The organism is Arthrobacter sp. Y3225209 (assembly GCF_059090685.1).
Map to the genome: position 1 here is coordinate 305,698 of NZ_JBNHFW010000001.1, position 14,899 is coordinate 320,596.

13 protein-coding genes are annotated in these 14,899 nt (G+C 65.4%); 6 read left to right on the plus strand and 7 right to left on the minus strand.

Features of this window, described 5'->3' with window-relative positions; translation table 11 throughout:
- Positions 1 to 52 precede the first annotated feature (52 nt).
- The 6 genes from AC5RVB_RS01395 to groES all read right to left on the minus strand — a co-directional run bounded on the left by AC5RVB_RS01395 (position 53) and on the right by groES (position 7,670).
- On the minus strand, positions 53 to 547 hold the full coding sequence (locus AC5RVB_RS01395) for a PTS sugar transporter subunit IIA (protein ID WP_227928823.1): 495 nt from the start codon (positions 545 to 547) through the stop codon (positions 53 to 55).
- 40 nt (positions 548 to 587) lie between these two features.
- The gene (locus tag AC5RVB_RS01400) at positions 588 to 2,312 is read right to left on the minus strand and encodes a glycerol-3-phosphate dehydrogenase/oxidase (protein ID WP_494141770.1); all 1,725 of its coding nucleotides are present in this window, start codon (positions 2,310 to 2,312) and stop codon (positions 588 to 590) included.
- Between the two features lie 64 nt (positions 2,313 to 2,376).
- Positions 2,377 to 3,516, minus strand: a complete 1,140-nt coding sequence (locus AC5RVB_RS01405) for a GuaB3 family IMP dehydrogenase-related protein (protein WP_227903755.1) — start codon at positions 3,514 to 3,516, stop codon at positions 2,377 to 2,379.
- Positions 3,517 to 3,673: 157 nt separating this feature from the next.
- Entirely contained in the window at positions 3,674 to 5,194 is a 1,521-nt protein-coding gene (guaB, locus tag AC5RVB_RS01410; RefSeq protein ID WP_227903757.1) for an IMP dehydrogenase, read from the minus strand.
- A 486-nt stretch (positions 5,195 to 5,680) separates the two neighbouring features.
- Positions 5,681 to 7,291: a chaperonin GroEL gene (groL, locus tag AC5RVB_RS01415; RefSeq protein WP_227903758.1), complete on the minus strand. Its 1,611-nt coding sequence runs from the start codon at positions 7,289 to 7,291 to the stop codon at positions 5,681 to 5,683.
- A gap of 82 nt (positions 7,292 to 7,373) precedes the next feature.
- Entirely contained in the window at positions 7,374 to 7,670 is a 297-nt protein-coding gene (groES, locus tag AC5RVB_RS01420; protein ID WP_087076694.1) for a co-chaperone GroES, read from the minus strand.
- 333 nt (positions 7,671 to 8,003) lie between these two features.
- On the opposite strand from groES, the gene AC5RVB_RS01425 reads away from it, so the two are divergent.
- The 5 genes from AC5RVB_RS01425 to AC5RVB_RS01445 all read left to right on the plus strand — a co-directional run bounded on the left by AC5RVB_RS01425 (position 8,004) and on the right by AC5RVB_RS01445 (position 12,310).
- Positions 8,004 to 8,948, plus strand: a complete 945-nt coding sequence (locus AC5RVB_RS01425; protein WP_227903759.1) for a siderophore ABC transporter substrate-binding protein — start codon at positions 8,004 to 8,006, stop codon at positions 8,946 to 8,948.
- Positions 8,949 to 9,034: 86 nt separating this feature from the next.
- Positions 9,035 to 10,066, plus strand: a complete 1,032-nt coding sequence (locus AC5RVB_RS01430; protein WP_227903760.1) for an ABC transporter permease — start codon at positions 9,035 to 9,037, stop codon at positions 10,064 to 10,066.
- Positions 10,059 to 11,075: an iron chelate uptake ABC transporter family permease subunit gene (locus tag AC5RVB_RS01435; RefSeq protein ID WP_227903761.1), complete on the plus strand. Its 1,017-nt coding sequence runs from the start codon at positions 10,059 to 10,061 to the stop codon at positions 11,073 to 11,075. The genes AC5RVB_RS01430 and AC5RVB_RS01435 overlap by 8 nt, the downstream gene beginning before the upstream one ends.
- Positions 11,072 to 11,830 carry an iron ABC transporter ATP-binding protein gene (locus AC5RVB_RS01440; protein WP_227903763.1) on the plus strand — a complete coding sequence of 253 codons (759 nt, stop codon included), beginning with the start codon at positions 11,072 to 11,074 and terminating at the stop codon, positions 11,828 to 11,830. Before AC5RVB_RS01435 ends, AC5RVB_RS01440 begins: the two co-directional genes overlap by 4 nt.
- A gap of 174 nt (positions 11,831 to 12,004) precedes the next feature.
- Positions 12,005 to 12,310 carry a hypothetical protein gene (locus tag AC5RVB_RS01445; protein ID WP_227903765.1) on the plus strand — a complete coding sequence of 102 codons (306 nt, stop codon included), beginning with the start codon at positions 12,005 to 12,007 and terminating at the stop codon, positions 12,308 to 12,310.
- 86 nt (positions 12,311 to 12,396) lie between these two features.
- Here AC5RVB_RS01445 and AC5RVB_RS01450 read toward each other — a convergent pair whose 3' ends face one another.
- Complete coding sequence (locus AC5RVB_RS01450; protein WP_494141771.1) at positions 12,397 to 13,554, minus strand: MalY/PatB family protein; 1,158 nt, start codon at positions 13,552 to 13,554, stop codon at positions 12,397 to 12,399.
- 54 nt (positions 13,555 to 13,608) lie between these two features.
- On the opposite strand from AC5RVB_RS01450, the gene AC5RVB_RS01455 reads away from it, so the two are divergent.
- Positions 13,609 to 14,838, plus strand: coding sequence for a class I SAM-dependent methyltransferase (locus AC5RVB_RS01455; protein ID WP_227903772.1), 1,230 nt, complete (start codon positions 13,609 to 13,611; stop codon positions 14,836 to 14,838).
- Positions 14,839 to 14,899 lie beyond the last annotated feature (61 nt).

Sequence of the window (14,899 nt, forward strand, 5' to 3'; positions counted from 1 at the left end):
TTAACGGTACTTCGTCCGGCTGTAGAAAACCCAATGCCGGGGCGCCGCAGTCCTAGTGGTCGAAGAACACGAGGGAGGAATTAATGAGTTCCGCGATGACCTCGGCGTCGTTCGCGCGGCGCAGGGAGTCGCGGAACGACGGGCGGAACAGGGACCTGGCGATCGTGGCCAGGACCTCCAGGTGCTGGGAAAAGGAAGCGGCCGGGGTGGCGATGAGCAGTATCACGGTGGCCGGACCGTCGGAGGCTCCGAAGTCCACGCTGTGACCGTAGCGGGTGATGCCGACGGCAATGGAGGTTTCCCGCACAAACTCGCTGCGCGCATGGGGCAGCCCGATCCCGCCGGGCAGCCCGGTGGCCATCTGGTGCTCGCGCGCGCTGACCTGCTCGAGGAACCCCGCCAGGTTGGTGATGCGGCCGGCCCGATGCATCCGTTCGGCCAGCTGCGTGGCGGCGTCGTACCGGTCAGCGGCCTCCATTTCGAGGATTACCAGGTCCGGTTCGGTGAGGACCGCGCCGGTTTCGCTCAGGGACAGTTCTTCGGTCACTGCTGTTCTTCACTCACTGGTTTGTCGGGGATCCGGTTCATCAGATCCTGGGGGTAATGTCTTCGGCGGCCAGCCGGGCACTGTCGGCACTCTTGTCGTCGGGCTGCTCCTGGCTGAGCCGTTCGGCTTCCACCCTGGCCAGATAGTGGGCCACTTCGCTTTCCACCCGTGCCGGGTCCCAGTTCAGCAGCGGGGCCATCAGTTCCGCTGCCACCGGTGCCGCGGAGACACCCCGGTCCCAGGTCTCGATGGAAATGCGGGTCCGCCGGGCCAGGACGTCCTCGACGTGCCGGGCCCCCTCATGGGTGGTGGCGTAGACAACTTCGGCCCGCAGGTAGTCATCCGCGCCGGGCAGCGGCTCGGCCAGGGACGGATCGGATTTAATCAGGTCCAGCACGTCATAGGCCATGGATCCGTACCGGTTCAGCAGGTGCTCCACCCGGGCCACGTGTACCCCGTACTCGTCGGCGGTGCGGTGCCGCCGGTTCCAGGCTGCCTTGTACCCCACTGCGCCCAGCAGCGGAATGGTGGAGGTGCAGCTTTCGGGCACCTTTTCGTCCAGGGCCCGCGATGCCTCGTCCACGGCGTCCTTGGCCATCACCCGGTAGGTGGTCCACTTGCCGCCGGCGACGACGACGAGTCCCGGCACCGGGTGCGCCACCACATGTTCGCGGGAGAGCTTGGCGGTGGAGTCGTTTTCCCCGGCGAGCAGCGGCCGCAGGCCTGCATAGACTCCTTCAACGTCCTCCCGGGTCAGCGGCGTCTTCAGCACCAGGTTTACGTGCTCCAGGATGTAGTCGATGTCCGCCGAGGTGGCAGCCGGATGCGCCTTGTCCAGGTTCCAGTCGGTGTCCGTGGTGCCGATGATCCAGTGCCGTCCCCACGGGATGACAAACAGCACCGACTTTTCGGTCCGCAGGATCATGCCCACGGTGGACTGGATCCGGTCCTTCGGGACCACCAGGTGCACGCCCTTGGAGGCCCGGACCTTCAGCTGGCCGCGGTCGGTGACCATGGCCTGGGTTTCATCGGTCCAGACACCGGTCGCGTTCACCACCTGGCTGGCGGCGATATCGAACTCGTCGCCGGTTTCCTGGTCCCGCACGCGCGCCCCGACCACCCGCTCCCCCTCGCGCAGGAAGTCCACCACGGCCAGCCGGTTGGCCACCGCGGCGCCGTAGTGGGCCGCGGTCCTGGCCATGGTGGCCACATACCGGGCGTCGTCGACCTGGCCGTCGTAATAGCGGATGGCGCCGACCATGGCGTCGTCCTTGAGGCTGGGTGCCATGCGCAGGGTCTGCTTGCGGGTCAGGTGCTTTTGCATGGGCACCCCGCGTGAGTTGCCCGAGGTCATGCCCATGGTGTCGTAGAGGAAAATGCCCGCACCCACGTACGGCCGCTCAATAAACCGCTTGGTCAGCGGATACAGGAAGGCCACGGGCTTCACCAGATGCGGGGCAATACGCTGGAGCAGCAGGCCGCGCTCCTTCAACGCCTCCTGTACCAGGGCAAAGTCCAGCATTTCCAGATAGCGCAGGCCGCCGTGAATGAGTTTCGAGGACCGTGAGGAGGTCCCTGACGCCCAGTCCCGGGCCTCCACCATGCCCACTTTCAGTCCGCGGGTCACCGCGTCCAGGGCTGCCCCGGCACCTACTACCCCACCCCCGACAATCAGGATGTCCAGCTCGTTGCCGGGCTTGGTGGTGGCCCGGAGCCGATCCATCGCTTCGTTCCGGTACTCGGGGCTCAGGGCGTCTGCAGACATGGTCGGGGTTCCTCTCTAGGGTCCTGCCGTAGCTGCGTCCACTCTAGGCAATCCGCGCAGGTTATTACAGGTTGTACTGGTAGGGGGACACCAATACCTCAATACGCTGGAACGCCTTCAGATCCGAATACCCGGTGGTGGCCATGGCCCGGCGCAGCGCACCCATCAGGTTGGACGTTCCGTTCGTGTGGTGCGAGGGCCCCCACAGGACTTCCTTCAGCGACCCGACGGTATCCAGGCGGACCCTGTCGCCGCGGGGAAGCTCGCTGTGGTGCGCTTCCTGGCCCCAGTGCCACCCCTGCCCGGGAGCCTCTTCGGCGCGGGCCAGTGCGGAACCGAGCATCACGGCGTCGGCGCCCATGGCCACGGCCTTGATGATGTCACCGCTGGTGCCCATGCCGCCGTCGGCGATCACGTGCACGTACCGGCCGCCGGACTCATCCATGTAGTCCCGGCGGGCTTCGGCAATGTCGGAGATGGCGGTGGCCATGGGTGCGTGGATGCCCAGGGCACGGCGGGTGGTGGTGGTCGCGCCGCCGCCGAAGCCCACCAGGACGCCTGCGGCACCGGTACGCATCAGGTGCAGGGCCGGGGTGTAGCCTGCCGCTCCGCCAACAATAACGGGGACGTCCAGTTCGTAGATGAACTGCTTCAGGTTCAGCGGCTCCACGGTCTTGGACACGTGCTCGGCGGACACCGTGGTGCCGCGGATAACGAAGACGTCGACGCCGGCGGCCAGGACGGTCTTGTAGAACTCCTGGGTACGCTGCGGGGTGAGTGAACCGGCGACGGTCACACCGGCCTCGCGCATTTCGGCCAGGCGGGAGCTGATCAGCTCGGCACGGATGGGTGCGTCGTAGATTTCCTGCAGCCGGCGGGTGGCGGCGGGATTGAAGTTGTCACGGCTGAGCTGGGCAATTTCGTCCAGCAGGGGCTGCGGATCCTCGTACCGGGTCCACAGGCCTTCCAGGTTCAGGACACCCAGTCCGCCAAGTTTGCCCAGCGCGATGGCGGAGGCCGGGGACATAACGGAGTCCATGGGAGCGCCGATGACGGGCATCTCAAACTGGTATGCGTCTATCTGCCAGTTGATCGAGACATCCTGCGGGTCGCGGGTACGCCGCGAGGGCACAATTGCCACGTCGTCCAGGGAGTAGGCTCTGCGCCCTTGCTTGCCACGGCCAATTTCAATCTCGTTACTCACGCTCCCTAGGTTATCCCAGCAGGCGCCGGGCACATGAAAGCTGCCGGTAACCGTAACCTTCCGCAGCAGGTAAATGCACTGTCCGCACGGGTGGCTAAAGACCGGAGGCAGCTCCTGCGATGTCTGCAGGAGCTGCCCCTTGGCCGGAAAACGGGTCCTAGCGGCGCGAACCGTAGTTCGGTGCCTCGACCGTCATCATGATGTCGTGCGGGTGGGATTCCTTCAGCCCGGCCGGGGTGATCCGGACGAACTTGCCCTTGGCCTTCAGCTCCGGGATGGTGCGTGCGCCGGTGTAGAACATGGTCTGGCGCAGGCCGCCCACCAGCTGGTGTGCCACGGCGGAAAGCGGGCCGCGGTACGGCACCTGGCCTTCGATGCCTTCCGGAATCAGCTTCTCGTCGCTGGGCACGTCCGCCTGGAAGTAGCGGTCCTTGGAGTAGGAGGTGTTCTTGCCCCGGGACTGCATGGCGCCCAGGGAGCCCATGCCGCGGTAGGACTTGAACTGCTTGCCGTTCACGAAGACCAGGTCGCCCGGGCTTTCGGCGGAACCGGCGAGCAGGCCGCCGAGCATTACGGTGTCGGCGCCGGCCACGATGGCCTTGCCGATGTCACCGGAGTACTGCAGGCCGCCGTCGGCGATCAGCGGAACGCCGGCGGGAATGGCCGCCTTGGACGCTTCGTAGATGGCGGTGATCTGGGGAACGCCGACGCCGGCCACCACGCGGGTGGTGCAGATGGAGCCGGGGCCCACACCTACCTTGATGGCGTCCGCACCGGCGTCGATCAGAGCCTGGGCGCCTTCGCGGGTAGCTGCCTGGCCGCCGATGATGTCCACGTGCGCCGCGGCCGGGTCCTTTTTCAGGCGGGCGATCATGTCCAGCACGCCGGCGCTGTGGCCGTTGGCGGTGTCCACCACCAGGATGTCCACGCCGGCCTCGACCATGGCCATGGCCCGCTCGTAGCCGTCTCCGAAGAAACCGATGGCGGCACCGACGCGAAGCCGGCCTTCATCATCCTTGGTGGCCAGCGGGTACTGCTCGGCCTTGTCGAAGTCCTTCACCGTGATCAGGCCCTGCAGCTTGCCAGCGTCGTCCACCAGCGGCAGCTTCTCGATGCGGTTCTTGCCGAGCAGCTCCACGGTTTCCTCGGCGCTGATGCCCACGCGCCCGGTGATGAGGGGCATGCGCGTCATGACCTCTTCGACCTTGCGGTTGGGGTACTCGGATACCGGGATGAAGCGGGTGTCGCGGTTGGTGACGATGCCCAGCAGGGTGTTTTCGGCGTCGACCACCGGCAGGCCGGAAACCCGGAAGTGGGCGCAGAGATCGTCCAGTTCCTGCAGGGTCGCGTCGGGGGAAATGGTGACCGGGTTGGTGATCATGCCCGATTCGCTGCGCTTGACCCGGTCCACGTGCTCGGCCTGGTCGGCAATGGAAAGGTTGCGGTGGATAACGCCCAGCCCGCCCTGGCGTGCCATGGCAATCGCCATCCGGGATTCCGTCACCGTGTCCATCGCTGCGGAGAGCAGCGGGGTCTGCACGGTGATGCGCTTGGACAGCCGCGAGCTGGTATCGGCTTCGGAGGGGATGACATCCGTCGGGCCGGGCAGCAGGAGGACGTCGTCGTACGTCAGGCCGACGAAGCCGAACGGATCATGTTCTGGGTACTGCTGACTCAAAGCTGCGCCTCTTTCGGGGGATGAGGAAGGAGAAGGCCCGAATAAGCCTGTTCCTATCCTAAAACGAAAGCGGGGCCGCCCCTATTCCACCGGTTCGTATCCGTTTGCTTTCACCGGTATGCCCGCCCGTCCGGTGCAAGCCAGGATCCGCAGGGACAGCGCCCCGCCGTAGTCAGCAGACCCGCAGACAGGTCCTCCCCGGATAGTCGCGCGCCCTGTAAACAGGCATGTTTCCAGGATTCCCGGGCAGCCGTCCGTTCTGCCAGGCGTCGGCCAAGGACAGCACGCCTTCCTCCTGACCGGGGACCGGTTTCCCGTCCGGACAGCTTCCGCGTGTGAGCGAAGCCACGGCAAAACCGTCGGGTGCGGTGCCCGGCAGGTACTGCGCCGTGGCGGCGTTCGCCTTCCCGCCCGGACACACAAAAGGCCCCGTCCGCGGAACGGTGTCCGCGGGCGGGGCCTTTGCGTGAAGCGAGGGGCTACCGGCTAGTGCTGGTGTCCGTGATCCTCATCCTCTTCGGCCGGCTTCTCCACTACGAGGGCTTCGGTGGTGAGTACCAGCGAAGCGATCGAGGCGGCGTTGCGCAGTGCCGAGCGGGTGACCTTGACCGGGTCGATGATGCCGGCGGCGATCAGGTCCTCGTACTCACCGGTGGCGGCGTTGAAGCCGTTGTTGACCTTCAGGTCGCCCACCTTGGATACAACAACCATGCCTTCGGCCCCGGCGTTCTCGGCGATCCAGCGCAGCGGCTGGGCCAGTGCACGGCGGACCAGTCCGACGGCAGTGGCGGCGTCGCCTTCCAGCTTGGCCACCTCCGAGTCGGTGTCCAGCGCCTGTGAGGCGTGGACCAGCGCGGAACCGCCGCCGGCCACAATGCCCTCTTCCAGGGCTGCACGGGTGGAGGAAACAGCATCTTCGATGCGGTGCTTCTTTTCCTTCAGCTCCACCTCGGTGGCTGCACCCACGCGGATGACGCCGATGCCGCCGGAGAGCTTGGCCAGGCGTTCCTGGAGCTTTTCGCGGTCCCAGTCCGAGTCCGTGCGCTCAATCTCGGCACGGATCTGTGCCACGCGGTCGGCAACGTCGGCTTCGGAGCCGGCGCCGTCAACAATGGTGGTGTTGTCCTTGGTGACCGTGATCCGGCGGGCAGAGCCCAGGACCTCCAGGCCAACCTGGTCCAGCTTCAGGCCCAGGTCGGGGCTGACCACCTGCGCACCCGTGAGGGTTGCGATGTCCTGCATCATGGCCTTGCGGCGGTCGCCGAACCCGGGAGCCTTGACGGCAACCACGTTCAGGGTGCCGCGGATCTTGTTGACCACCAGGGTGGAGAGCGCTTCGCCGTCCACGTCTTCGGCAATGATGAACAGCGGCTTGGAGGCCTGCAGTGCCTTTTCCAGCAGCGGCAGGAACTCGGCCACGGAGGAGATCTTGCCGGAGTTGATCAGGATCAGCGCGTCTTCGAGGACGGCTTCCTGACGCTCCGCGTCCGTGACGAAGTACGGGGAGAGGTAGCCCTTGTCGAACTGCATGCCCTCGGTGATGACCAGTTCGGTCTGCGTCGAGGAGGATTCCTCGATGGTGATGACGCCGTCCTTGCCGACGGTATCGAAGGCCTGTGCCAGCAGTTCACCGATCTCGGTGCTCTGCGCCGAGATGGCAGCCACGTGGGCCACCTGGTTGCCTTCAACCGGCTTGGCGTTTTCCAGCAGACGCTTGGCAACAGCATCCACGGAGACCTCGATGCCGCGCTTGAGCGCGCCGGGAGCTGCACCCGCGGCAACGTTGCGCAGGCCTTCCTTGACCAGCGCCTGTGCCAGCACGGTAGCCGTAGTGGTGCCGTCGCCGGCAACATCGTTGGTCCGGGTGGCTACTTCCTTGGCCAGCTGTGCGCCGAGGTTCTCGTACGGATCCTCCAGCTCAACTTCGCGGGCAATGGTGACGCCGTCGTTGGTGATGGTGGGGGCGCCCCAGGTCTTGGCCAGGACAACGTTACGGCCGCGCGGGCCGAGGGTTACCTTGACTGCGTTGGCCAGCTTATCGACGCCGGCTTCCAGCGAGCGACGGGCGGAGTCATTGAACTCCAACTGCTTTGCCATGTGTGTGTCCTTTCCGACAACTACATCTGCACCTACATCAGAAAACCCCGGCCAGAATGGTGGCCGGGGTTTTCAAGGGGAACTACTTTACGACGACGGCCAGCACGTCGCGGGCGGACAGCACCAGGTATTCCTGGCCGCCGTGCTTGACTTCGGTTCCACCGTACTTGGAGTAGATGACAACGTCGCCTTCGGCAACGTCAACCGGAACGCGGTTGCCGTTGTCGTCAACGCGGCCGGGTCCAACTGCAACTACTTCGCCCTCCTGGGGCTTTTCCTTGGCAGTGTCCGGGATAACGAGGCCGGAAGCAGTGGTCTGCTCAGCTTCGAGCGGGCGGACAACAATACGATCCTCAAGCGGCTTAATAGAGACCGACACTCGGGCTCTCCTTTGCGTAGTTTCTAACGGGTTTGGGGCCGTCGGTTGGCGCTGGCCGTCGTCGCGGTGCCGGTTCGCGCTTCCCTTCGGGGAGTTAGCACCCTCACGTGCGGAGTGCTAAGTCAGACTTTATGCATTGGTTAGCACTCGGTCAAGGTGAGTGCCAGAGCCGCGTGGATCACGCGTACAGGATTACGCCTCCGGGGTACCAATGACGTAAACCGAATTTGCTTAGGCTTACCTAACGGGATAGTTTTCATCTGCGCGCACCATTAGAAAACATTTCTGTGTCCTATTCCTGCGGTAGGCACATCGACTCTCACCGGAGCCCCCATGATCACCAAGTCCCGCCTGCTGGCCGGAACCGCCCTCGTGTCCCTCCTTGCGCTCAGCGCCTGCTCCACCGAAGCAGCAGAAGCCGACGCCGACTCGACCTCCAACTCGACCGTTACGGTTGAGCACACACAGGGCAGCACCGATGTTCCGGTCAACCCGGAGACCGTCTACACCTTCGACCTCGGCGCACTCGACACCCTGGATGCCCTCGACATTGACGTTGACGGTGTCCCGGCCGCAAACTTCCCGGAAAGCCTCTCCAAGTACGGCTCGGATGACTACGCCAAGATCGGCAGCATGAAGGAACCCGATTTCGAGGCCATCAATGCCGGCGCCCCCGACCTGATCATCATGTCCGGCCGCACTGCCGATTACTACGATGAGTTCTCCAAGATCGCCCCCACGATCAACCTCAGCACCGATGCCGCGGATCCGTGGAACTCCTTCATCTCCAACACCGAAATCATCGGGGAAATCTTCGGCAAGGAAGCCGAGGTCGAGGACAAGCTCGCGGCCCTGGACGCCAAGGTCGAAGAGACCAAGGCAACCGCGGCGGACGCCGGCAACGGCCTCATCATTATGACCAGCGGCGGCGAGCTGACCGCGTACGGAGCGGGTTCGCGCTTCGGCCTGGTGCACGACGTCCTCGGCGTTGCCACCGCAGCTGACATCAAGTCCGAAGCCCAGCACGGCGAACGCGTGGGCTTTGAATACATCGCGGAAAAAAACCCGGACAACCTGTTCGTGATTGACCGCGACGTCGCCGTCGGCAACGCAGGCGAGGTCGCCTCCGCTGTCCTGGACAACGAGCTTGTGCAGGGAACCGAAGCAGCGCGCAATGACCGCATCACCATGCTGGATTCCTCCAGCTGGTACCTCGTGGGCTACGGCCTGAACAACGTTGACGCCATGGTCAGCGCAGTTCAGGACGGCATTTCCTAGCCCGCTTCCACGCTCCTGCTAAATCCTCGCCGGCCGGCCTCCCGCATCCAGGGAGGCCGGCCTGGTGCGGAAGATGGAAAAGCAACATGACTGCAATCCTCTCCCCTCCGGCTCCGGCACCTGCCGGAGCTGCCGGCGTTGGCCGGCGGCGTCCCGGCCCCGGGGCAATGCTGATAGTGGGCGGAACCGCCGTCCTGGTGCTTGCCGTTGTGTCCATGTTCGTCGGTGTCAGCGACGTGTCCCTGCCCGCCCTGCTTGCCGGCGATGAACATGCCTGGCACATTTTCTGGATCAGCCGCCTCCCGCGGACCCTGAGCATCATCCTGGCCGGCATGGCCCTCAGCGTCGCCGGCCTCATCATGCAGCTGATGGCCCGCAACAAGTTCGTTGAACCGTCCACCGTGGGCACCGTGGAATCCGCATCCCTTGGCATCCTGGTGGTGACGGTGTTTATCCCCGGCGCCTCACTGCTGGCCAAAATGTCCACCGCCACGGTGTTCGCCATTGCCGGAACCGCACTCTTCCTGCTGGTCCTGCGCCGGATCCCGCTGCGGAACACGCTGATCGTGCCGCTGGTGGGCATTATGCTCGGCGGCGTGATTGCTGCCGTCACCACGTTCTTCGCCTACCGGTTCGATCTGCTGCAGACCCTGAACAGCTGGATGGTCGGCGACTTCTCCGGCGTACTGCGGGGGCGTTATGAACTGCTCTGGATTGTTGGCGCGCTGACCCTCATCGGATACCTGGCCGCTGACCGCTTCACCGTCGCGGGCATGGGCCAGGATTTCACCACCAACCTCGGCCTGAACTACAACCGCGTGATGACACTGGGGCTGATCATTGTGTCCCTGATCAGCGCCGTTGTGGTTGTCAGTGTCGGCTCGGTGCCGTTCCTCGGCCTGATCGTTCCCAATCTGGTCTCGCTGATGATCGGGGACAATGTCCGCCGGGCCATCCCCTGGGTCGCCATCTTCGGGGCGGGGTTTGTCCTCGCCTGCGACATCATCGGCCGGACCATCCGCTACCCCTACGAAATCCCGGTGGGGGTCATCGTCTCGGCCATCGGCAGCGCCCTGTTCCTTTACCTGCTCCTGAGAAAGCGCTCCGCCAGTGCCTAGCAGTCCCGCCAGCGTCCTTCCCTCAGCCCTTACCGTGCGGCGCCGCCGTCCGGTGCGGAGCCTCTCCCCCCGTTTCTGGCTCATCCTGCTTTCGGTTCTGGCAGCAGCCCTGGTCACGGTATTCATGACCATCGAGCTGCGCGGGAACATCGGTTATGTCCTGCCGCGCCGGGCCATCAAGGTAGGTTCGATGATCCTGGTGGCGTACGCCGTCGGCGTCTCCACCGTGCTGTTCCAGACGGTAACGGCCAACCGGATCCTGACGCCGTCCATCATGGGTTTTGATGCCCTGTACGTGCTCATCCAGACGCTCCTGGTCTTCGCCTTCGGCGGCGGCGTGGTGCTGGCGATGTCCGGCCCGCTGCGCTACGGCATGGAGGTGGCCCTAATGGTGGGCTTCTCCTTCCTGCTGTACCGATGGCTCTTTACCGGCGGCGGCAAATCCCTGCACCTGATGCTGCTGGTCGGCATTGTGCTGGGCACGCTTTTCCGCGGCATTTCTTCCCTGCTGCAGCTGCTGATCGATCCCAGCGAGTTCATCATCCTGCAGGACCTGTTCTTCGCCAGCTTCAACAACGTGGACGGCAAGCTGCTCGCCTACTCGCTGATCGCCGCGGCAGCCGTGAGTATTCCGGCCTGGCGCCTGAGGCACCAGCTCGATGTCCTGTCCCTGGGCCGGGAGACCTCGATCAACCTGGGCATCAACCACAAACGCACAGTGACCCTGGTGCTGGTGATCTGCTCGGTGCTGGTTGCCGTTTCCACCGCACTGGTGGGGCCGGTAACCTTCTTCGGCCTGCTGGTCGCGTCCCTGGCCTATCAGCTCTGTTCACACTTCCGGCATGCCGCCGTTGTTCCAATCGCCGTCCTGCTCGGCATCATCGCCCTGGTGGGCGGCCAGCTCGTGCTCGAACGCGTCTTCGCGTTTGATACCGCGCTGAGCATCGTCATTGAATTTGTAGGCGGGATCGTCTTTTTGATCCTGCTCCTGAAAGGCTCCGTCAAATGATCCAGGCAACCGGCGTCACCAAAAAGTACGCCGCCACCACGGTTGTGGACGGGGTGAGCTGCACCATCAAGGAAGGCGGAATCACCTCGATCATCGGCCCCAACGGCGCCGGCAAATCCACCCTCCTGTCCATGATCAGCCGGCTGCTGGGGATGGACGCCGGAACGGTTTCCGTGGACGGGCTCGACGTCGTCTCCACCCCGGGCCGGGACCTGGCCCGGAAGATGGCTATCCTGCGCCAGGACAACCAGCTGACTGTCCGCCTGACCGTCCGGGACCTGGTGGGATTCGGGCGCTACCCGCATAACGGCGGCCGGCCCGGACCCGACGATAAAGCGCACATTGACCAGGCCATGGCGTACCTGGACCTGACCGCGCTGGCAGACAAGTTCGTCGACGAGCTTTCCGGCGGACAGCGCCAGCGTGCCTTCATCGCCATGGTGCTGGCCCAGGACACGGACTATCTGCTGCTCGATGAGCCCCTGAACAACCTGGACATGAAGCACTCCGTGGAAATGATGCGGCTGCTGCGCCGGCTCACTGACGATTTCGGCAAGACCGTGGTCCTGGTCATCCACGACATCAACTTTGCCTCCTGCTACTCGGACGACATCATCGCCATGTGCAACGGACGGCTGATCCATCAGGGCCCGCCGGCGGACATCATGCGCCCCGAAATCCTGCGTGACATTTACGAGATCGACATCCGGATTGAAGAGATCGACGGCAACCGGATCGGCGTGTATTTCGCCTAAGCAGGCAATCCGGTACCGCGCCCGTTCGGGCTGGCCGACACGCTGACCCGCACCGCGTTCGGGTACGAAGTAGCCCCCTGCAGGACCGGAAATCGCCAATGTGCATTGCACCACGCCGCAGCCCTCTCCTAGGTTGAAAGACCCACATATCCGGTCTTTCGGGAAGGGCTTGCCATGGAGGAGTCGAAGCTGCGCGTGGCGGTCCGGCTTGATCTGAATGCCCGGCAGGCACGCCTGGTGGTGCGCGGGCGGGTCACCGAGCAGAACAGCAAGGTGCTGTACGTGCTGGCCCGGCGTGCCAATGCCGCGCTTCCGGGCCTTGCGGTGGTGCTGGACCTTCGGAAGGCGTCAGCCACGGAGGAAGCGCTGGCTGGCCTGCTGCGCAGTTCGGAAACGGGTGCCCTGCCGGTGCTGGCCGGCCGCACCGCACCTCAGTCACTGGCGCCGCGGCAGCTGAGTATCCTGGCGCCTGCCGCGTAGCTCTGCAGCGCCGTAGCTCCCGTGGCAGCAGCCCTTCCGCTGCGCAAGCTGCACCTCCCGTCCGTGCGTTTATCGCGCCCCGGCGTTCATCGCGCGGGCGGCGTCACCGCAGCCAGCCGCCGCACAGCCTCGGTGAGGACCTCGGGTGAGCAGGCAAAATTGAGCCGGGCGAAACCCGCTCCCTGCCGGCCGAAGCGAACCCCCGGTTCCAGGGCAACCCGTGCCTGGTCCAGGGCAAGGGCTGCCGGGGCGTCGCCCCAGCCGGCCGGGCCGAAGTCCAGCCAGGCCAGGTAGCCGGCGGCCGGCCGGAGGTACCCGACTCCGGGCAGGTGTTCCGTCAGCAGATTCCCCAGCAGCTCCCGGTTCGCGGCCAGTGATTCCATCACGCCGGACAGCCAGGGACCGCCGTCGTTGTAGGCTGCCACGGATGCGTGCAGCCCCAGGATGCTGGTCCGGGCCTGGACCTCCTCCGGCATCGATGCCAGCTGCAGTCTGGTCCGGCTGCTCTGCGCCACCATCACCGCGCACTTGGTGCCGGCGATGTTCCACGCCTTGCTGGCCGCGGTGACCGTAATCCCATAGTCGCGGGCATTCTCCGAGACGGAGAGGTACGGGGTGAAGGAGCCGGGGGAATAAGCCAGCGGGGCATGGATCTCATCGCTGATGACCGCCACACCGTACTTCACCGACAGGTCCGCGAGCGCCCGGAGCGTTTCGGCGGAGTGGCAAAGGCCCAGCGGATTGTGCGGATTGCACATCAGCAGCGCATCCGCACCCCGGATGAATGCCCGTTCGATGCCCGCCAGGTCCAGCGCCCACCCCTCATCGGCCGCGAGCAGGGGCACTTCCACCACGGAGGCGTCCGCTTCCACGGGCAGCTCGAAGAACGGCGGATACACCGGAGGGGTGATCACCACGCTGCCGTCCACGGGCACTACCTGGCGTAGGGACTCCACAATTGCCACACTCACATCCGTGGTGCACCCCACGTCCTCCGCGGCCACGGCCCAATTCCAGGTCCGGGACGCGAAGCCGGCAAAGGCTTCGGCCACCGGCCCGGGCCCGGCGACGTACCCGGTATCGGACGCCAGTACCCGGCTGATCACGGCCTGCTGCACGGGCTCGGCCAGCGGATAATCCATCTCCGCGACGAACAGCGGCAAAACGTCCGCGGGATAGGTCTGCCATTTGTAGCTGGTCCGGGACCGCAGTGCAGCCAGCGGCTCGGCGGAGATCCTCGTCATGCCGCCCAACCTACAGCTAACGTGCAGGTGCGCAGAAGAACTAGGCTGGAGGGCATGCCTGATACTTCCCTTGCACATGTTCTGAGCCCCGAGGGATGGCAGCTGCTGAACTCGCTTCCCCCGTACCTCGAATCCGAGTCCCTGAAGCTGAACACGGACCTGCGCAAGGCAGGGCACTCCCCCGAGCTGGTGGCTGCCGTCCTGACCCAGGCAAAGCTGCGGATGAAGGCGCGGGCCAAGTTCGGCCCGTTCGCCGAACACATGGTGTTTACCGCCCCCGGCCTGGAGCAGGCCACCCGGCTCAATGTGGCGGCCCTGCACGCCCGCCGGTACCAGGAGGCAGGGCTGGAGAAGGTGGCGGACCTGGGCTGCGGCATCGGCGCCGACTCCCTGGCGCTGGCCACCCTGGACCGACAGGTGACCGCCGTTGAACTAGATGAGATCACCGCAGCCGCGGCGACCATCAACCTGATGCCGTGGCCCGAAGCGACCGTGGTCCAGGGCAGGGCCGAGGAGTTCGACCTGACCGGGTTCGACGGCGTGTGGCTGGATCCGGCGCGGCGGACCACGTCCACCTCCGGTACCACCCGCATTTTCGATCCGGAGGCCTTCTCTCCGCCGCTGTCCTTTGTGGAGTCACTGGCGGACTCCGGGCTGCCCGTGGGCGTGAAGATGGGGCCGGGCATCCCGCATGAGGCGCTGCCGGCGAACTGCGAGGCACAGTGGGTCTCCGTGGACGGAGACGTCACCGAGGCTACCCTCTGGTTCAACACGCTGCGCCGCGAAAACGTCCGGCGGGCGGCACTGGTGATCGGTTCCGGCGGCGCCGCTGAACTCACCTCACCGGTGGATTACGACGCCGGGGCCCAGGACGTGGAGCTGGGGCCGGCCGAGGGGTACCTCTATGAGCCTGACGGCGCCGTGATCCGGGCCGGGCTGGTGGCCGATGTTGCGCGCACCTTGGACGGGCACCTGCTGGATCCCCACATTGCCTACATCTGCGCCCCCGAACTGCGTGAGACGCCCTTTGCCCGGGCGTACCGGATCCTGGAGGTTCGCCCGTACAACGTCAAGGCGCTCAGGTCCTGGGTGAAGGAGAACCACATCGGCGTGCTGGACATCAAAAAGCGGGGTATGTCCGTTACGCCGGAGGAACTGCGCAAGGCCCTGCTCACCGGCACCGGCAAGGGCGGAGCCAAGGGGCAGAACAAGGCAACCCTGGTCCTCACCCGGATCGGGGAGGACCGCGTGGCACTGGTGGTTGAGCCGGTTCCGGAGTCCTGACGGCACCGCCGCCCGGCTGCGGCCGGCCCGTTAGCCGGCACCGGCCCGTCAGCCGGCACCG